The organism is Teredinibacter sp. KSP-S5-2, assembly GCF_032773895.1.
GTDB lineage: Bacteria > Pseudomonadota > Gammaproteobacteria > Pseudomonadales > Cellvibrionaceae.
On record NZ_CP120416.1, the window covers coordinates 4,860,519 to 4,878,477 of the forward strand.

The following is a 17,959-nucleotide window of genomic DNA, read 5'->3' on the forward strand; positions in this document are numbered from 1 at the left end:
TGGAAGAAATAAAAATTTACAAGTAAGCAAACAACTAGGAGTTTAAGATGGAATATTTTATAGGCGCACTTAAGAAATACGCAGATTTTACCGGTAGAGCACGGCGTAAAGAATATTGGATGTTTGTTCTTTTCTATATAATTTTTTATGTGGTTTTATCTATAATCGACGGAATAATCGGTATGGTGCTTTTATCTGCCATCTATTCACTAGCGTTATTGGTGCCAAGTATTAGTATCGCGGCAAGACGCTTGCACGATACGGGAAGAAGTGGTTGGTGGCAATTGATTGCTATTATTCCTCTTATTGGTGCCATCGTGCTAATCGTATTTTTGGTGCAGGACAGTCACGACAAAAATGAATATGGTGAAAATCCTAAGCTAGCGTAACAATTTATAAACGCAGGTGGATATGAGTATTCTTAATCTACCTGCGTTTTCTTCTGTCTATACCTCCCTTAAATGTAAAGCTCTTTGTTGGAAAAAACCAATGGAACCGAGTTTTCGTTTCAGAAAATATCCTTATCTTAAATGCCTACTGTTCGTTTTGTTATTGTCTGCAAGTTGTGTAACCCACGCAGAGCAATGGGACTGTGTTAATGACTTTGAATCCCGTTGTAGCGAAGATTCTTGTCGCGTTTTTGAGAAAGACAATTTTACCCCGCTGAGTGTCAGTTTTAGTGATGCCGGAAATGTTGATGTCTGTGCTTACAGTGGTTGCTGGCAAGGTAAAGGTGAAGTGCTTTCGAGCGAACCATTTCTTGTTATTGTCGGGGTTGGTTTAACCTGGAATAACCCTGCAATTGACAATAAAGAGAACCTGTTACTCAGTTTTAATCCAAAAACACATGTGGCTATGCTGAATATCAGTTCGTTTTATCTTCCAGTTATCTGTAATAAATAAATCAGCCATATAAAAAGTTTTAACGTAATGTTTACTATCGATGGTGAATTGGTCGATATGGCCAGGATTTGAATTCTCTAATGCGTGCAATTTAAACGCTATGTCGGAGTTAGGTTGGGTATGCTATTGAAAGTGCTATGGACGTTCAGGCATCGCCCATAGCGTTGCGGGTATCTGGAAATGTAATCCAACTCCCGAAAGCAGAAATTCGACAAATCGAAATCAAACAATAGTTTTATTTCCGAGCCCCAACTGGAATCATTATGTGGGCATAGGGAGTGTCCTTCCACATCACATAAGGGCCACCGGTTGCGGGATCGGTTGGCAGAGAATTTAAAAGCTCTTCGTCTGGTGTGATAATCATTAAATGGGGCCCTTCTTTTATCCATTGATTATCAGGAGTCTGCTTTTGAGCATAAGGGTCTATATTACTGGCTCCTTCATCGCCGGCAAGCATATAGGAAATACCAATAGTTTTTGCCTTGAATGGTTTTTTGTTCATCCATGCATCGGCCCATGCAAGCCAGGATTTATCCATACACATTGGCGCCTTACCTTGTAACTGGGGCGGGGTTGGAAAACAAGTATAATGACTTGTTCCTTTCTGTAGAACGTTATTGTTCCAGTCAAGCACGGTCACTTTATTTCTGAGGGTTGGGGGTGCTGCGCTCAGCGCATCCTTCAATAGATTTCGAGAGTGATCATCAGCATAGACATTGGGAAAACTGCCAATGGCGAACAATAGTGCAATAACAAATAGCATAGGTTTCATGGATATCCCTCCACGTGGTATATAGGGTTAAGTGTATTCACCACCTCAGGTCGCATTAATCATCCATGAACAATTATCTGTAACAGATATCGTCTATGTGGCTATATATGTCAAAGACCAATAGGAATCGAAAACATCTGTTCAAATAACAGGAACTGATAAAAGAAAACCGGGAACAATGATTCAGATACTCAGCGGAATAATAATGAAATTTGTGTGTGTATTGGGTTTGCTATTGCTTTCAGCTGCAACTCTGGCAAAAGAGCCTATTGATGTCGTGAATGAGAGAATCGATGCGCACAATAAGTATGATTTAGATCGCTTTCTGGCAACCTATGCTGACGAAGTGAAGGTGTATGATTATCCGAATGTTCAACTTGGTTCGGGAGGGAAGGAACGCTTAAGAAAAATATTCGGTCCATTGTTCAATGACAAAAGTGTTCAAACCACTGTTCATAGCCAAATGACAACTATGTGGTCAATAGAGAAACCGTGGTTAGAGAAGGAAAATCATCGGAATACATTTTCATATACGAAGTGAAAAATGGCCTAATTGCTAGCGTAAGATTTATCGTCGATTAAATCAATCTTTCTAAGTTTTTGCGCAATGAAAAATACCCTTTTAATAGATAGGAAACTTAAGTTGAATAGTCTCGGGATTTATATGCTGGTATTGCTGAGTATGACCATAGGTGTCTCTTTGGTTTCTCAGGCGGGAGTGAACTCGCAATTGCGTCAGTACCTTGGTAGCCCGATTCAAGCTGCATTTATATCGTTTTTAATTGGCACGATCATTTTGGGTGTGCTGGCGACTATGCAGGGGCGAGAGTGGTTTAAAAACGGCGTATTGTCCTCAATCCCCTGGTGGGCGTGGTTGGGCGGTTTATTGGGTGCGTTTAATATCGCCCTATCTATTTATCTTGCACCGAAACTTGGTGCCGTTGCTTTAACGGTCTCGGTATTGTGTGGCCAGGTAATCGCTTCTTCGATATTTGATTATCACGGTTGGTTAGGTTATCCCAAAATTGATATTACCTGGAATAGGTGCTTTGGTATTGCTTTGATCATGTTGGGTGTCGTGTTTATCACAAGAAAATAATTGTTTGTCTGATGCCGGGTGAAGAGTGGTATATTCTCCGCCTTTCGTATTGTCGATAACTCGAGCGTATTAGGAAAAATATGATCAAGAAAAATATTACAAACGCAGCAATTTTCCTGCTTTGTTCCGCTTTCTGTTTTAATCCTGCCTGGTCATCTACAGTGACGGATACGTTTATTGGTTCTGTATTGGATAGTAAGCTTCCTACGGTCCTCCACGAGGAGTTGGGGCGAAAGTGGCAGTACGGGACATACGACCTGACGATTCTCAAACGGGGTGCGCCTCAGATAAATAGTGGCAGTGTTTCGCTCAATGGTCGACTGCCGGTCAAGGTTAAGCTTCGTGGCAAAATTCAGCAGGACTTGGCGTTAGTCAAGGTAGAGCTGAACTGCCAATCGGAATTTGATACTACAGGTTCCATCTTATTAACTCCGCAAACAACAGCGGATGGCTACGTTGCTTCGGTTGACCTGGAGTTCCCAATTCCCGATGCATTGTTGAATTGTGAAGGTGTGCAACTGAATATCGCGCAGGAACTGAGAAAAATAGTGCAAAAAGAAAAACCCAAAGTAGAGCGGGATTTGGAGAAGGATATCAATCAGTTTCTCCGCGAGTTGGGTGTCTGATAAATAGTGAATAGATTACTGCGATAGCGGTAATCTATTACTGTTCGATAATCTTAGGACGAAGTGGTTTTCTGTTGTTCTGCGTGGCAGGTGTTAATTGCTTCCTGCTCCTTTCTATCGTTTTGCAGCACTTGTTTTAGGTCATCCATTCGTTGCCTTACGGCAACACCATAGCTTTGATCGTCACCCCAGAGTTCGGATAGGACTTTGATGGATTCTTCGTCATGTGCGGTAAAAAGTTTTCCAGCTCGCTCGGACAATGCCGGAGAGTTACCTAAAATCTGCAAAGCCTGAACGCCAAGATGAATTGCCGAGTCGAAGGTTTCCCGCCGAATTCCGGCAATATTCATGCGCATCAGTTCATAAGTGTGGCGGCGGTCAATGGCACGAGCAAGAATTTTTAAATCAGGGAAATGTTGCTGTGCCATTTTAATTATATCGAGTGATTTATCCGGCTCATCTACGGCAACAACCAATAGCTTCGCCTCTTCTGCGCCGGCCGCTTCCAAAAGGTCTCGTCTGGCTGCGTCACCGTAAAATACTTTGCTGCCAAAACGGCGTAATAAATCGATTTGGCTTGGGCTGTGGTCGAGAATCGTCAGGTTATATCCTTGCGCCGAGAGCAACCGACCAACTATCTGACCAAAGCGGCCGTAACCGGCTATGATCACTTCACCTTGGGAATCAATAGTGTCTGCTTCCCGGTTATTCACCTGGCTAGTCGTCCCAAAATAACGCTCGTGTAGCATCAGCATTAAGGGTGAACTGACCATGGATAAGGCCACAATAACGGTGACCGTACTACCCAGGTCCGTGTTAAAAATACCGAGTTGGGTACTCATTGAAACCAGAACAAAAGCAAACTCTCCGCCTTGCGCCAATGCAACAGTAAACAGAGCGCCCTGATTTTGTGGGAATTTAAACAAGAAAGATAAGAGTGCGAGTACCGCACCTTTAATAAGGACAAGCGCTAAAACGCCTAAACCAATGGTTAGTGGGGTGTCGATTAGCAGTTGAAAATCGATTCCCGCACCAACGGTAATAAAAAATAGTCCAAGCAATAACCCTTTAAAAGGCTCTATATCCACCTCCAGTTCATGGCGAAATTCGCTCTCTGCCAAAACAACGCCAGCGAGGAACGCACCAAGAGCCGGTGACAGGCCAACGGTTTTCATCAGCGCTTCGATCGCAACCACAATAAGCAATGACAAAGCAGTAAACACTTCGCGTAAGCGGGAGCTTGCGACAAAACGGAAAATGGGTGCGGCAATGTATTTACCGCCTACAACAATAAAGGCAACCGTGGCGACGGTGACAACTACTTGCCAGTGAATTGCCAGGTGGCTCATCAAGCCGCCACCATGCACATTGCTAGCCTCCTGAACGGCGAGCAGTGGTAATAGGGCGAGAATGGGGATAACTGCGATATCCTGAAACAGTAACACTGAGAAAACGCTTTGCCCGGTTTGTGTTTTTAGTACACCCCGTTCGGCTAACGATTGGAGCACAATTGCAGTCGAAGAAAGCGCTAATGCTAATCCAAGGGCTATTAAGGTTTGCCAGCCATAATCGGTTAGCCAGAATAAACTGAGCGCAATTGCGATACTCGTCAGAACTACCTGAGAACCGCCAAGCCCTAATATCGGTCGTCGCATTTGCCATAGCCTGTTTGGGCGAAGTTCCAGGCCGATTAAAAACAGCATCATAACCACGCCAAACTCAGCAAAGTGCATCACTTCTGTTTGGTCGCCAACCAAGCCTAATACAAACGGGCCAATCGCGACCCCGGCCATGAGATAGCCTAATACCGAGCCTAATCCTAATCGTTTAGCAATGGGCACGGATATTACGGCGGCACAGAGGTAGATAAGCGCACTAATCAGCATGGGTTTCTTCCTAATTGTATAAATATGTAAAATTTCGAGCGTTGTAATTACGCTACTTTATTCACGCTAATATAATTTAGCAGTCGGTGTTATGTCTTCAAGTTCCAATCTTTGGCATAGCATTTCTCATACGCAAAAGGTTTAATCTGTGATGTGGATTACAAAAAAGTACAGGTGTCTCCTTTTTGTCAGAGAAAAACTGGTTGATGTGGCAAAGTAATATACTCTTCGGCTTATTATCTCTCTCATTCATCGTGGTGAATAAACAATGAGTAGAAGAAAACAGCCGGTAGCGGGAAAATGGTTGCGATAAAAAATATTGGATTATGCCCGCCGGTTGCCCTTAAAGACAAAAATAAAACGCGATTTGGACAAGTTACCATGCACTATGTAGACAGTAATTGTATAACGTTTAGGTTAAGAATTTTTGGCTATCTGATGGTTGGAGTTATAGGCAGTTTTTGCAGCTTGGTCAGTGCCTCCGAAGATGTATTGGATGACCGGGTAAATGCGGAAATAGCTTCATTAAATAACGCGTTTATTATTACGCAGCATGCCAATAATTATGTATTGCCGTACACTGTTATGGATGAACCGAACCAGGAGCCTTACCTGCCATTCGGTGAAAATTTTTTGCAAAAAGAGGAAGCTAAATATCAGATCAGCATGAAGGCGCCAATATATAATCGTCGGGCAACGGAACTTGAAGGTTTGTATTTTGCGTTTACCGCTAAATCCTGGTGGCAGGTATACAGTTCTGAAACCTCAAGGCCATTTCGGGAAACCAATTATGAACCCGAGTTGTTCTATAGCTGGTATCCGGAAAAACGATATTGGGATTCGGAATGGTTAATGCTAAGGCTTGGGCTAAATCACCAATCAAATGGCGAATCCAGTTCTTGGTCCCGAAGTTGGAATCGGGTATTTGTCAGTGCGATGGCAGAAAATAGCTATGGGTTTGGTTCCTTGCGTTTGTGGTATCGCATTCCCGAAGACAAAAAAGAAACACCAGATGCCCCAAAAGGCGATGACAATCCGGATATTGAACACTACCTGGGGCACTTTGAATTGCGATTGGGAACAAAATTCAAAGAAGCCAAAATGACTATGATGATGAGAAACAATTTAAGAACAGAAAATAATCGTGGCTATATGGAATTAAACTTTGCTTACCCTATAAACAAACGTTTTGACTTGTTGTTCCAATACGTTAACGGCTATGGAGAATCGTTGATCGACTACAATCATGATATTGAGCGTTTTGGTATTGGTTTTCAACTAGCGGACTATTAGCCCTTTCGGTTGTTTGGCAGGTGTTGGATGTGTGCCCTACCTGCCTTTTATATAATCATTCGTGTGGTATTTCTTTTTTTTTATTCTTGTACACTACTCTTACCTTCGTTATTCAGCACAATCAGCTTGGCTTAGATGAACTACAATTGTTTTTAATAATGTCATTTAATAAAGCCAAGCTCTGATGGAATGAATAATTGTTTAGCGCATTTGTCGGATAGCCATCTCGTTGCTATTCAGGAAATTTACCGCCTTATCCAGTATCAGGCTGATCAGCTCTTTGATGAATCCCCGATTGATCTTCTTGAGCATGTTATTCTCTTTGGACCTTATGCGAGAAAAACGATTGGATCAGTTTCTGATGAGGATGCGTGTTTTGTACTTATTATTCTGAATAAGAAATATCAGGAGTCGGGTCTTGAATTGAGTTCGGCGGTAGAAGAGAAGGCAGTCAGGTACACCAGGCTGCCTGTCAGTGTCATTGCTTTGAGTAACGACCAGGTAATGGAAGATGCCCATTTACCAAAACACTGGATTAAAAAAGTTGCGCAAGAAGGTATCTTTCTTCTTTCAAACAAGAAGAATTTTATTCTGCCCGAGATAATCGATGATCATCACGATATGAATCATTATTGCGATTTGTATCAAGTAACATCAATTAATGAATATTTTATTGATTGTGATCGTTCTATCAATCGGCATGATTACAAGCTGGCTTCGTTCTACCTTCATCAAGCCGTGGAGGCAATTTATAAATATTTGTTGAAATATATCTCCGGGTGTCAGGTGGAAACAAAAAACATTCTGTCTCTGCACCGCCTCGCTTTAGAATTTATCACCGATTTCCCTGTTTTGGAAAAGGTGTTTGTGCCAGATTCAAAAATAAGAAAGCGGTGTTTCGAACGTTTTTCTGATGCTTCGTATAAAGCAAGATATTCCGATTGTTATCAAATGAATCAGGATGAGATTGTTTGGTTGCGTGATGAGGCGGAAGTGTTGAAGAAACATTTCTTTCAGGCTATAGAGTGACGGTTGAATTAGCCGCCAATTAAATCTATGCTGGAATTTGTCCTCTGAGATAATGATAATACTCGGCCAAAAAGATCCATTGAGTGCAGAGAGAATCTTATGGCTTTAACCGAATCCGTGATGCTGGCGTTGGGAACATCCGCACCAGATTTTAGTTTGCCTTCGACGGAAGGGCATATTGTTTCCCTTGATGACTTTAAACATAAAAAGTTACTTGTCGTTATTTTTATGTGTAATCATTGCCCCTATGTAAAGCATATTGCTACAGCGCTTGCTCAAGTGGCCAGTGAGTATTCGGCCAAAAATGTCGGGTTTGTTGGGATCAGTAGTAATGATGTTGAGGCGTATCCAGAAGACTCGTTGGAAAAAATGAAACAGGAAAAGATTGAGAGAGAATACACTTTTCCTTATCTTCTGGACGAAACTCAGGAAGTTGCATTGGTGTATAACGCGGCGTGTACGCCAGACTTCTTTGTGTTTGATGAGAATAGAGCGTTAGCGTATCGAGGACAGTTTGATGATACCCGGCCATCACGTATTGCTTCAGGTCAATATGACTTCAGTGGCAATTTGGCCAGTGGTTCAGATTTGAAAGCCGCTTTGGATACGCTGCTTGCCGGTAATGACCTGACCGGGACGCAATATCCCGCCATGGGGTGTAACATTAAATGGAAACCTGGTAACGAGCCCATTAACTAAATGCGCTAGATATTGATATCGGGCATGTATCGATAGTGTCCGGTAATCGGAAAACGAAATAAGCTGTTATCCATTTCCGGCCCTTGGCCAATGTTATGGACGACCAAAGGTGTTTGGGTCTCGGGGTCTTTTATATCCACCACAATACCAATATGGGGTAAATTTCCTGGCAACATCCAGGTAACAATATCGCCTGGTAGATAATCTTCTGGCTGGTTACTTATTGCTTGTTGTTCACCGTGTCTGGTAAAAAAAGTTTGTAAGTTAGGAACGCGACGGTGATCGATATTACTGTCGGGTTTTTTCATTCCCCAAATTCTGTTAGAGGGATAACTATCGAAATGCGCAGAAATATCTTCGTGAACCTGTTGTTGTAAATCAATTCCCAGTTGACGATAGCTACGGATGATTACGTCAGTACATACGCCAATGTGTGCTGGAACGTCTCCCATTGGATATGAAATGCGTCGATAACTTCCATCATAAGTAATCTGCACTAAGGTCCTGCTCTTGGCTGCATTAACCAGTTCGGTAATATGTTGGTTTGATGCCTGTACAAAATACGAAGAAAAAAGGATTGGCAAGGCGGTAACGGCAGTTAAAAAGCGCATCGGAACTTCTCCCCATTGAACTCACAGATATATGACACCATTTTTTTGCGAAAGGTTCTTTTTGGGTATTCGTAGCGAGGAAAGTGGATTGGGAGAATGAAAAAAGGCACCGAAGTGCCTTCTTAAAAAATTATTGCCGAAGATGCAATTAACTAAATGCCAATGATTGGGTTTGTCTCTGAGAAACTTTGGTGCGAGCAAACTCTTCGGCAACGGCAATCGCTGCGCAATTAATAATATCCAGATTGCCAGCGTACTCAGGTAAATAATCACCCAAACCTCGGACGCTGATATCAACCCGAACACTACCACCCTCTGCAACAGGTTTTCGTTCCAAACGATAGCCCGGAACATATCGTTGGACGCGCCGTAAAATATCCTCCAAAGGACTCACTAGTGATTCCGCTTCGATTTTTGTATCGCACTCGGCATAAATTGTTGTGCGCATATCGGATGGTGGATTGATGTCATCAACAATTAGTTCGACGTCAATATCGCTGTCCGCAACACCAGTGTATTTACTTAAACCGAATTTCGTATTGCGATAATATTCATCGATATTTGCAATCGTGGCGGGGCCGATTGATTCACCGGCAACCACAGATGAAACTTTTAATTGTTTAATTTCCGGCATTGCAACAGAAAGCATGTAGGCGATCGGAATCGATGATTGTCCACCGCAAGAAATCATGCTGACATTCTTGTGAGCAGCTACACCATCAATCTCGATTGCAGGAACGATGCATTCACCAATTTGAGAAGGCGTCATGTCGATAGCAAAAATACCAAGCTGATCAAAAATCTGAGCATGCTCAATATGGTAAGCAGCAGAAGTCGCATCGAATACGATATCGCATTCGTAATCACCACTTCTAAACGCTTCAATTCCTCGGTCGGAAATTGGCACCTTTAACATTGCGGCCTTTTGCATGCCTGGTGAATTTAAATTTCTTCCAGCAAAAATTCTACAATCCAAATATTCAGAACGAAGAACTTTTATTAGTAAATCGGTACCAATTTTCCCTGTGCCTAGAATACCTACCTTGATTTTTTCATCTAACATTAATGTATTAGTCTTAATATTTTTAGATGAATTCTTTGTAAAAGCCTTTCTTACGAACCACATATTCTTACTCCAATCCGTCGAAATTTGAGATTAATTAGCACTAAAAAACAACGACTTACTACTATTCCGTGATAGTTAACCTTAAAAACTCATTCTTTAGGATGGGTGAAAAAATAAATCAACACGCGCCAAAAAAAACGATGATTTATTTAGTGACCATATTTAAGTCAATAAAGTCAGTCGCTTATCGATTTTTAGTTTAACTACACTTTTGTCGACATTTTTTACAGTGTTTTGGATCTGCGTTATAGGTCACAAAAATTGGCGCAGATAGATGTCTGATGATTTTAATGAAGTGGTAATAGGGTGGTAAAAAAGTATGAATCAATATCTGAAATAATCTATTGTGTATGTATAGTAAAAGTGCATTTTTTTATTTAATGCAAGCGATTGATGCTATATAGTCAGTGTGACGTTTTAATACGGAATGATTAGAAAACAATGAAAACCAGTAAGAATTTAACAATGAGTAAAATCAGTAAAAATGAGCTGGAACAGGTTTTGGGTATTTTCGAACCTTGGTACATTGAAGACGTTAAATTTATTCAACGTTCAGAACAAATGCATATTGTTCTAGCTCAGGCGGTTGAAAAAACGAGCTACTCGTTACTGGGGATAAATAAAAGACGCCAAAAGAGTGAAGTTGAAAATAGCGCCATATGTCGTTGGAATCATATTCGATTAGGGAAATATTCAACTGTCATTGAGACCAAACAATCCTACGTTGAAGCCGCTTTATCTCAATCCGTTAGTGCTGTTAAAGCACGGATTCCATTTATTGGTGAAATTGATAAAGATTATTCGTTTCACTTGGAGCAACTTGTTCGTATTGCAAGTTCGCGGCAAGTGAGCATGGATAACATGAGCGCGATTTGTCAGTTGGATATGGATTTATTGAAAAAAATACAATCTGATATCAGCGAAAGTTTGTCCAGTGAGAAATATTCCAACCCGATTCCTCCTGATACCGACCCCGTTTGGCGCGGTATTTTGACAGACAAGACTCGCTTGAGTACCAAATTATTCCCGCTGAAATTATTGTTGTCCAACTTGAAACTTAAAGTTTCTGAAAGAAGTGACGATCCTGTTGTCTTACAAAAATCAGTTGCAGAATTGCGATCATTTTTTGAGTCTCATGCTTCTGAATTGAAAAATGAAATTGCTCAGGTATCAGGTGGATTTGTTGGTACAGCGAGAAAAGCGCAGAACGCGAATAAAGTTAAATTAATTTTGCCTGGCGTGAAAAATCAGATATGGCACGAAGTGTTAACGGGTGTGCTTAAAATTCCAACAAACAATATGGCATTAAATTTACTCATCTCAAAAATGAGGCTTATTCACGGTCGACCTGGAGAAGATAGAGCTAAACTTTATGCCGAATTGCGCAGCTTTTTCCATAAGAACGCACGCACTTTAAAACCCGAGCTACTATTTTTAACTAAGCAACTGCAAAAAGATTCGTCGCCGCAGACAACAACCATATTGCCTGCATCTAATCATTCAATCTGGCAGCGAATTTTGTATGATGACGGTTATTTGCCTGCAAATAATTTACCCTATCAGTTGCTGCTTACCAATTTACGTGCATCTCTGGGAGAGTCCGGAACACGTGAGGCGGAAGCCAATGCAGCAAATCGGTTACGTATGTTTTTTATAAAGAATCAAGGTCTGATGAAGAAAGAAGTCAATCAGATTATACAGTTGGCGCAAACTGCCTAACGTAGTAAACGCTATTTAAAAAGCCAATTCACCATTTAAGCCAATTTAAGCAGTCTGGAGTCTATTATTATGGCGAACGAATCAAATGTATGGTTTTCCAACCAGCTTTTGAGCAAAGAAGAAGTAGTTGCAAAGATTGAACAGGGAGAGTACTTGGTGTTGGCTGCCGATGAGTCTGTTCTCAGCAGTTTACCTGCAGGAAACTGGATTGCTGGAACAATCCCCTATTTTATGGCCGATGAAGGCGGTATCGTTACGCGCGATAAAATTTTTGTGAATACGATTAATGGTGTTTTAACGAATAATCCTCCCCGTGTGATGCTTTATGATGAAAACACCATCTCCAGAATTGCTCAAGATGCACCAGAGCACGGGTTCACAATTACAATTTTACCCGCGACTTCAGATGTTCATATAAACTTTGCTCAGAACGCGCCAAATTTCCCTAATATGTATTTTTCACCAATTATCGGTTGGATATCTGGTGTACACCTTGATGATTTAGGTGAGAAAACACCAAAAACTGGTTTTGGCCCAGCGGGTGGAATGCTCATGGATTCCCATGCTGTTGCTATTCATGTTCCTTTATCAAATGAACAAACTGCAGAAGTGAATACCATTAATTTATTTGAGCAGGGTAAAGGCGCTGAAATTAAATTTAATAAAACCGGGTTTAATGTCTCTGATTGTGTGATTAACGGCGAGCAAACGAATCTGGCTACTTACATTAAAGATGCCAATATTGATACACGACTTCCCCTTGTTGCGGATTACAGTGGTATCAAAGTGAATGTAAGTATTCAAGCCGTAAACGAATCTGACAATAGTGTTGATTTGTACGCGCCGGTATTCTCTGACGTTAGTTACTATTTTGCCGAGCCTGTTAAGGATTACATTACTGAGTTCGATAAAGCAGTTACCAAAGACGTGACAGACCACATTTCGTTTTCTTGTAACTGTATTTTGAATTTTCTTTATTCAGAACTTGAAGGTAAATCAACCAAGGATATTACTGGGCCAATTACGTTCGGTGAGGTTGCTTATCAGCTTCTCAACCAGACATTGGTGTATATGACGTTGAAAGCAAATAATTAGTTTTGATCTTTTCTTTATACAAAAAAATGCCCAACATCTGTTGGGCATTTTTTTGCTAAACACTTTGCTATCAAAGTGTTTAATTCGTATAGGCAGTACTTTTACCAAGTGTAATCCAGGCGCAGGTATGCGTTGACACCAGTGCCATATAGACGATCCCCTCTTGGAATATCTGATCCGTTGACTCTGTTATAACCTGATAAATGGTTTTGATAGGCTTTGTCAAAAATATTATCGACCCCGCCAGATACTCGGAAGCGATTACTGACTTTCCAGTAACCTTTGATATTAGCCAATCCGTAGCCCGCGGTTTCTTTCTCTGTTTGTGTTTCAGACACTTTGTCCTGGCGCGCGTATAGAACGGATTCCAGAGTGATTCCCCAGTCGTTTTTATGGTAGTTCAAGCCGAGAGTGGTATTTAACGGGGAGATACGATAAAGGTTATCGTCGATATCGTCTCGTTTACCGCGAACGTAATTGAGGATCGCAGAAAAATCCAGAGAGGAAGTAATTTGCTTGCTGAAGTCAAGATCGAAACCGTAGAAGGTCGCATCGACATTATTGAATTCGAGCGGCTCCTGCGCGTTCATCATACTCGCAAACATAATAGCCGGCATGTTGGTTGAGGTGGTACCCTGAATATAATCCGAAACTTTTCGGTAGAAGAATCTTGGCGAAAAATATATGTCGTTATTGCTGAAGTCCGTTCCAAATTCAATTTCCCTGGACACTTCGGAATCCAGCTCGACATTACCGGTATAGGTTCTACCGTCAGCCAGGCCGGCGGTGGCTTCCATTGGTAACCACAAATATCTTTCCTGGTAGGATGGTGAGCGCGTCTTTTGTGCTAACCCGATGTAGAGCTGAGTTTCGTCATTTACTTTTGAGCGCAGCTTGAAAACGGCGTCGACATTAGTATCAGATTGATCTCTATCGGCGTTGTTGAAATTATCTCTTAATGCTTCGGCTGCGGGCATCATCATCGCAGGTGTTCCATTGACTTCGCCGGAATCCATAGAGACCTTATTTATGCGTAAACCAAACTCGGTATCGAGTTTGTCAGAAAATTGCTTGTTCCACTCTGAATACACACCGGCAATTTCTTTTTCGGCATCGTTAAAGTTCACCACAAAAAACATTGGGTTGTGAATATTGTCGATATCTGAATTGTGTTTCTCCGAATGATAGTCAATGCCAAAATTAAAGTTTTTGAACTTCAGGTTAGTGGCAAAACCATTATTTTCACCGGTGGCTATATTTCTGCGGTGCATGCTGGTCATCATTGGTGGCATACGCAAGTGGTAGTTCGTCATGCCATGCTCAATTTCGCTATAGGATAGACGAGTATCCAGAACAAAATTATCGCCCGTGTAAACATGGTTCAAACTACCGATATCCGAGTCTATGTACTGTATATCCATCGGTAATGCCGGGGTGCCGGAATCGCCGGTTTCGTTGCGGGTATATTCAAGGTAAAACTCATGCTCGCTTGCCTTAAAGCCTGCACCGATGTCATAGCGGGATCGCTCATACTCTGTTGGCGTAATTTCGCCATCTGGAAACTCTGAATCATCGGCTTTTTCATCCATAACGGCGAGCTTGATTTTTGCTGATTGCGTGGCGACATTTCCCGCCAGGCTAACAACCGTGCCAGAGTTGACGCTTTGAGCGCCTACACGAAGGCGTCCGTCGCTGTTGAGTTCAGAGTTGGAAGAATAGTCTCCAGACCATGTGGTTGCGTGTATGGCACCACCTATGGTTTCTTGTCCTGCGCTAACAGGGGCAATACCTCGATATACCTCTAGGGTATTGAGCTGCGCAGAAGGCGCGTAAGAGAGTGGTGGGTCCATCCAGTTCGGGCCGCCGGCGCTGATTTGCTGACCGTTGATGCTAACCGATACGCGAGTGCCAAACATGCCTCTCAGCTGCGCAATGCCGGTTAGAGGGCCATTGCTATTAAAATTGGCTCCGGGTGCTTTACTGAGCAAGGATGCTGAGTCGGCAGTGATCTCAACGGTATTGGTCAATTCAATAACGTGGGTTTGTGTCCCGGTTACAATGGTTTCTTCGATATCGGTTGTTTGGGCCAAGGCAGAAGTCGCAATGGCCTGGCTTATTGCTATTGTTAATATTTTTTTATTCATTATTTTTCCCCTGATTTTCGACTGGCGATTTTAGCGGGGGAGAGGGAATTTGCCGTGTGACAAATTGTCGCATATATACCAAAGTGGGAGTGACGTATTGTTTTGGTTGATACTGATAAGTGACCGGGAAATATGGATAACTGGGTTGGATGATTTTGTGTTCTCTATAAAATAACAAAAATTCAGGCTAAGGATATATTAAATTTGTTCTTTTTGTATTCGATATGATCTGCTTAAGTCGCTAGTGTGTGGTAAAGGTTCCTTCCTGGTATATTCGTTTCGGGGGGGGAAGGGAAATGAGAAAAATGAAAACAAAGTCGATAGTGACTGTACTAAGTGTTACTTTTTATATGGTCATGGCCTTCTATTTCTTCTTGGTGCCGATGGGAATGATTATTCATGATCTGACCGATCCAGGCGTACAGGAAAATAAACTTCCTTATATTACCGCACGATGGCATAAGCATTTATCTGAAGAAATTCATGTTTGGGCAAATGACCGAGTTGATTCGGAGAAAGGGGCCAAACTACAAATAGATGATGTCTCAGGCACAGAATGGCCAATGTTTAGTGCTGTATTTTATTTGTGGGCAACAGAAGCATTACAAAGTGAGTGGGAGAATGGGGCTATTGATCTGGATACTGAGCCAAAAATATATGCAAGACAGTCAATTGAGGCGTCAATTAAATTGATTCTTGATCCGAGTAACGCTTCTTGGGTTATTCGTCATTGGGGCGATGATTATTTAGAAAAAGAAAATCTTTTTTATAGAATGTTGTTGATCGCAGGCCTCACAAGTTATCAGAAACTAGTGGGGGAAAATCAGTACACAGGATTTCTATATGAGCAGGTGCAGTCACTAGCAAGTGAACTTGATAGTTCACCTTTCGGTCTTATCGATGATTACCCTGGTGAATGTTATCCCGTTGATATCTTACCTGCTATTGCCGTCATACATCGGGCCGGGAAATTATTGGGCTTGGATACAACGCCGTTTGTGGAACGGTCAGTTCGAGCTTTTGAAGGCGCAAGGCTAGACCCCAAAACTGGTTTGCCTGCATACGTGGCTGATCCCGAGACCGGCTTGGGAATTGGCCCTGCACGAGGAGTTGGGATGTCTTATATGCTAATCTGGGCTCCCGAGCTCTGGCCTGAAAAAGCAAAAAGTTGGTATCGACAATATGAAAGTCATTTTTGGAGTGAGGGGAGTTGGGTCTCGGGTTTTCGGGAGTTCTCAAAATACTCCGATTCGATAGAATCATTTTCGGATGTGGATTCCGGTCCTGTGATTGATGGCTTCGGGGTTGCAGCCAGTGCGTTTGGCCTTGCCGCTGCAAGAGTAAATAAAAAACCCAGACAATCCTTGGTGTTGTCTGCAGAAGCGTTAGTTTTTTCCTGGCCTCTTCCGAATGGCACGCTCTTAGTTCCTCGGTTGCTCTCGAACCTGATTGATGCACCTTATCTGGGTGAATCTGCGTTGTTATTTATAATGACAAGAACGGCTTTGTTTGAGGATGATACTGGCGAAAAAGCAAAAATACCAACGGTCGTGTATCTGGCATTATTATTTTACGGTTTTGTCGGTTGTGATTTGTTGTTTATAGGTTGGGCACAGTTGAAGAGAAATTTCTAGCGTAAAAATTAGTATTTTATTGCAGTATTATTACTTATCGAGAAGTTGCGAGTCCAAATAGGTTAGTAGTCTTTTTAGTGCGCCTCTGTTTTCTTCCGCAACGCCTTTGGCTGCTGATCCCATTTTAATGTGAAGTTGCTCGTCTGAAAGAAGTTGAACAGTTTGTTCTGCAAGTTCTTCTGCGTTCGCAGTGATTGCCATACCGCCTGCTGCGAGCAAGAGGTTGGTGATTTCTGCAAAGTTAAATGTGCTTGGGCCGCTGAGCACAGGCAGTTCCCAGGCTGCGGGTTCAATATAGTTGTGACCACCATTGTCAACGAAGCTGCCACCAATGAAGGCTAGATCTGCAGCGCCAAAAAAAAGTAACAGTTCGCCAAGAGTATCGCCAATTAAAACATCTGTGGATGAATCCGGCGTGATATTCTCGCTGCGAAAAATGCTGCTATAGCCGGATTGTTGGCAGAGTGTTTGTATATCCTGGGCTCTATTGGGATGTCGGGGAGCAAGCACCAATAAACAGTCTTTGATGGTGTGTCGAATGATTTTAAATGCTTCAAGAATAATTTCGTCTTCACCTGGGTGGGTGCTGGCCGCGATAAAAATTCGGCGGCTGTTTTGTTGGCTGAGTTGTTCTTTTAATTGTTTGGCTTTTTCTTGAAGTTCTGGGGCGATATCCAGATCGAACTTGATGCTGCCGGTGATTGACATGGCGGATTCCGCCAAGCCTAAATTAATGAACCGTTGCGCATCGTTACTATTTTGTACGGCAATGTGCGTTATTTTTTGCAGCATCTCTCGCGAAAGTTGAGCGAACTTGCTGTACCCCTTTGCGGATTTTTCGGATAGCCGCGCATTAATAACGTAGCTTGGTATTTGCCGCTTATGGCAGCCATCAATCAGGTTTGGCCACAGCTCGGTTTCCATGATGATGACGGCTTTAGGTTTGAGTGTGCTAAAAAATGGAGACAGTAAATAGGGCAAGTCGTAGGGTAGGTAGCAGTGATAAACCTGATCAGCGAATGCTTTTACCACTTGCTCTGAGCCCGTGGGAGTCATGGTGGTGACAACAACGGGTGCGTTGTATGTATCCAGAATATGCTGGATAACCGGACGTGCCGCTAAAAACTCTCCGACCGATACGGTGTGAATCCAAATCGGTTGTTGATTTAATTTGGGGTAATCAATAAGGCCGAGTCGTTCTTTCCATCGCTGGCGATAGGCCGGTTGGGTTTTCCCTCTACGCCAAAGCTTAATAAACACTGCAGGTAGCATGACTGAAAAAGCGAGGGAATACAGCGAGCGCATCGGTAACTTCATGAGTGG

Annotated in this window: 17 protein-coding genes; 11 read left to right on the plus strand and 6 right to left on the minus strand. The window is 42.3% G+C overall.

Annotation, left to right across the window (positions count from 1 at the left end; translation table 11 throughout):
• Nucleotides 1-47 precede the first annotated feature (47 nt).
• Together P5V12_RS20920 and P5V12_RS20925 are read left to right on the plus strand one after the other, a co-directional pair.
• Nucleotides 48-389 carry a DUF805 domain-containing protein gene (locus tag P5V12_RS20920; protein ID WP_316955026.1) on the plus strand — a complete coding sequence of 114 codons (342 nt, stop codon included), beginning with the start codon at nucleotides 48-50 and terminating at the stop codon, nucleotides 387-389.
• A 22-nt stretch (nucleotides 390-411) separates the two neighbouring features.
• Complete coding sequence (locus P5V12_RS20925) at nucleotides 412-903, plus strand: hypothetical protein (RefSeq protein ID WP_316955027.1); 492 nt, start codon at nucleotides 412-414, stop codon at nucleotides 901-903.
• A gap of 235 nt (nucleotides 904-1,138) precedes the next feature.
• Here the strand turns inward: P5V12_RS20925 and P5V12_RS20930 are convergent, their stop codons facing one another.
• Entirely contained in the window at nucleotides 1,139-1,675 is a 537-nt protein-coding gene (locus P5V12_RS20930) for a hypothetical protein (RefSeq protein WP_316955028.1), read from the minus strand.
• A gap of 205 nt (nucleotides 1,676-1,880) precedes the next feature.
• Between P5V12_RS20930 and P5V12_RS20935 the strand changes: the two genes are divergently transcribed.
• The 3 genes from P5V12_RS20935 (at nucleotide 1,881) to P5V12_RS20945 (ending at nucleotide 3,400) form a co-directional block, all read left to right on the plus strand.
• Nucleotides 1,881-2,216: a hypothetical protein gene (locus P5V12_RS20935; protein ID WP_316955029.1), complete on the plus strand. Its 336-nt coding sequence runs from the start codon at nucleotides 1,881-1,883 to the stop codon at nucleotides 2,214-2,216.
• Between the two features lie 123 nt (nucleotides 2,217-2,339).
• Nucleotides 2,340-2,774, plus strand: a complete 435-nt coding sequence (locus tag P5V12_RS20940; protein ID WP_316955030.1) for a DMT family transporter — start codon at nucleotides 2,340-2,342, stop codon at nucleotides 2,772-2,774.
• Between the two features lie 80 nt (nucleotides 2,775-2,854).
• Nucleotides 2,855-3,400, plus strand: a complete 546-nt coding sequence (locus P5V12_RS20945) for a hypothetical protein (protein ID WP_316955031.1) — start codon at nucleotides 2,855-2,857, stop codon at nucleotides 3,398-3,400.
• Between the two features lie 53 nt (nucleotides 3,401-3,453).
• On the opposite strand, the gene P5V12_RS20950 is transcribed toward P5V12_RS20945, so the two are convergent.
• Nucleotides 3,454-5,286 (minus strand): monovalent cation:proton antiporter-2 (CPA2) family protein, encoded by a 1,833-nt coding sequence (locus P5V12_RS20950; protein WP_316955032.1) that lies wholly within the window; start codon nucleotides 5,284-5,286, stop codon nucleotides 3,454-3,456.
• Between the two features lie 438 nt (nucleotides 5,287-5,724).
• Here P5V12_RS20950 and P5V12_RS20955 point away from each other — a divergent pair, with 438 nt between their 5' ends.
• The 3 genes from P5V12_RS20955 (at nucleotide 5,725) to P5V12_RS20965 (ending at nucleotide 8,307) form a co-directional block, all read left to right on the plus strand.
• Nucleotides 5,725-6,579 carry a phospholipase A gene (locus P5V12_RS20955; protein ID WP_316955033.1) on the plus strand — a complete coding sequence of 285 codons (855 nt, stop codon included), beginning with the start codon at nucleotides 5,725-5,727 and terminating at the stop codon, nucleotides 6,577-6,579.
• A 189-nt stretch (nucleotides 6,580-6,768) separates the two neighbouring features.
• Nucleotides 6,769-7,608: a HEPN domain-containing protein gene (locus P5V12_RS20960; RefSeq protein ID WP_316955034.1), complete on the plus strand. Its 840-nt coding sequence runs from the start codon at nucleotides 6,769-6,771 to the stop codon at nucleotides 7,606-7,608.
• Between the two features lie 99 nt (nucleotides 7,609-7,707).
• Nucleotides 7,708-8,307 (plus strand): thioredoxin family protein, encoded by a 600-nt coding sequence (locus tag P5V12_RS20965; protein WP_316955035.1) that lies wholly within the window; start codon nucleotides 7,708-7,710, stop codon nucleotides 8,305-8,307.
• Nucleotides 8,308-8,312: 5 nt separating this feature from the next.
• Here P5V12_RS20965 and P5V12_RS20970 read toward each other — a convergent pair whose 3' ends face one another.
• Nucleotides 8,313-8,918, minus strand: a complete 606-nt coding sequence (locus tag P5V12_RS20970; RefSeq protein ID WP_316955036.1) for a DUF1287 domain-containing protein — start codon at nucleotides 8,916-8,918, stop codon at nucleotides 8,313-8,315.
• Between the two features lie 148 nt (nucleotides 8,919-9,066).
• Nucleotides 9,067-9,981: an acetaldehyde dehydrogenase (acetylating) gene (locus P5V12_RS20975; RefSeq protein WP_316955037.1), complete on the minus strand. Its 915-nt coding sequence runs from the start codon at nucleotides 9,979-9,981 to the stop codon at nucleotides 9,067-9,069.
• A gap of 528 nt (nucleotides 9,982-10,509) precedes the next feature.
• Here P5V12_RS20975 and P5V12_RS20980 point away from each other — a divergent pair.
• Both P5V12_RS20980 and P5V12_RS20985 read left to right on the plus strand, forming a co-directional pair.
• Nucleotides 10,510-11,763: a hypothetical protein gene (locus P5V12_RS20980; RefSeq protein WP_316955038.1), complete on the plus strand. Its 1,254-nt coding sequence runs from the start codon at nucleotides 10,510-10,512 to the stop codon at nucleotides 11,761-11,763.
• Between the two features lie 69 nt (nucleotides 11,764-11,832).
• The gene (locus P5V12_RS20985; protein WP_316955039.1) at nucleotides 11,833-12,858 is read left to right on the plus strand and encodes a DUF6976 family protein; all 1,026 of its coding nucleotides are present in this window, start codon (nucleotides 11,833-11,835) and stop codon (nucleotides 12,856-12,858) included.
• A 101-nt stretch (nucleotides 12,859-12,959) separates the two neighbouring features.
• On the opposite strand, the gene P5V12_RS20990 is transcribed toward P5V12_RS20985, so the two are convergent.
• Nucleotides 12,960-15,002, minus strand: coding sequence for a TonB-dependent receptor plug domain-containing protein (locus P5V12_RS20990; protein WP_316955040.1), 2,043 nt, complete (start codon nucleotides 15,000-15,002; stop codon nucleotides 12,960-12,962).
• A 296-nt stretch (nucleotides 15,003-15,298) separates the two neighbouring features.
• On the opposite strand from P5V12_RS20990, the gene P5V12_RS20995 reads away from it, so the two are divergent.
• Nucleotides 15,299-16,636: a hypothetical protein gene (locus P5V12_RS20995; protein ID WP_316955041.1), complete on the plus strand. Its 1,338-nt coding sequence runs from the start codon at nucleotides 15,299-15,301 to the stop codon at nucleotides 16,634-16,636.
• A 30-nt stretch (nucleotides 16,637-16,666) separates the two neighbouring features.
• Here the strand turns inward: P5V12_RS20995 and waaA are convergent, their stop codons facing one another.
• Entirely contained in the window at nucleotides 16,667-17,953 is a 1,287-nt protein-coding gene (gene waaA / locus P5V12_RS21000) for a lipid IV(A) 3-deoxy-D-manno-octulosonic acid transferase (protein ID WP_316955042.1), read from the minus strand.
• Between the last annotated feature and the right edge of the window lie 6 nt (nucleotides 17,954-17,959).

Excerpts from the sequence above, each read along its gene's own strand:
- P5V12_RS20970 (WP_316955036.1), bottom strand. The coding sequence starts at position 8,918 with ATGCGCTTTTTAACTGCCGTTACCGCCTTGCCAATCCTTTTTTCTTCG.
- P5V12_RS20920 (WP_316955026.1), top strand. The coding sequence starts at position 48 with ATGGAATATTTTATAGGCGCACTTAAGAAATACGCAGATTTTACCGGT.
- P5V12_RS20975 (WP_316955037.1), bottom strand. The coding sequence starts at position 9,981 with ATGTTAGATGAAAAAATCAAGGTAGGTATTCTAGGCACAGGGAAAATT.
- P5V12_RS20965 (WP_316955035.1), top strand. The coding sequence starts at position 7,708 with ATGGCTTTAACCGAATCCGTGATGCTGGCGTTGGGAACATCCGCACCA.
- P5V12_RS20945 (WP_316955031.1), top strand. The coding sequence starts at position 2,855 with ATGATCAAGAAAAATATTACAAACGCAGCAATTTTCCTGCTTTGTTCC.
- P5V12_RS20985 (WP_316955039.1), top strand. The coding sequence starts at position 11,833 with ATGGCGAACGAATCAAATGTATGGTTTTCCAACCAGCTTTTGAGCAAA.
- P5V12_RS20980 (WP_316955038.1), top strand. The coding sequence starts at position 10,510 with ATGAGTAAAATCAGTAAAAATGAGCTGGAACAGGTTTTGGGTATTTTC.
- P5V12_RS20950 (WP_316955032.1), bottom strand. The coding sequence starts at position 5,286 with ATGCTGATTAGTGCGCTTATCTACCTCTGTGCCGCCGTAATATCCGTG.
- P5V12_RS20990 (WP_316955040.1), bottom strand. The coding sequence starts at position 15,002 with ATGAATAAAAAAATATTAACAATAGCAATAAGCCAGGCCATTGCGACT.
- waaA (WP_316955042.1), bottom strand. The coding sequence starts at position 17,953 with ATGAAGTTACCGATGCGCTCGCTGTATTCCCTCGCTTTTTCAGTCATG.
- P5V12_RS20930 (WP_316955028.1), bottom strand. The coding sequence starts at position 1,675 with ATGAAACCTATGCTATTTGTTATTGCACTATTGTTCGCCATTGGCAGT.
- P5V12_RS20960 (WP_316955034.1), top strand. The coding sequence starts at position 6,769 with ATGAATAATTGTTTAGCGCATTTGTCGGATAGCCATCTCGTTGCTATT.
- P5V12_RS20995 (WP_316955041.1), top strand. The coding sequence starts at position 15,299 with ATGAGAAAAATGAAAACAAAGTCGATAGTGACTGTACTAAGTGTTACT.
- P5V12_RS20955 (WP_316955033.1), top strand. The coding sequence starts at position 5,725 with ATGGTTGGAGTTATAGGCAGTTTTTGCAGCTTGGTCAGTGCCTCCGAA.
- P5V12_RS20935 (WP_316955029.1), top strand. The coding sequence starts at position 1,881 with ATGAAATTTGTGTGTGTATTGGGTTTGCTATTGCTTTCAGCTGCAACT.
- P5V12_RS20925 (WP_316955027.1), top strand. The coding sequence starts at position 412 with ATGAGTATTCTTAATCTACCTGCGTTTTCTTCTGTCTATACCTCCCTT.
- P5V12_RS20940 (WP_316955030.1), top strand. The coding sequence starts at position 2,340 with ATGCTGGTATTGCTGAGTATGACCATAGGTGTCTCTTTGGTTTCTCAG.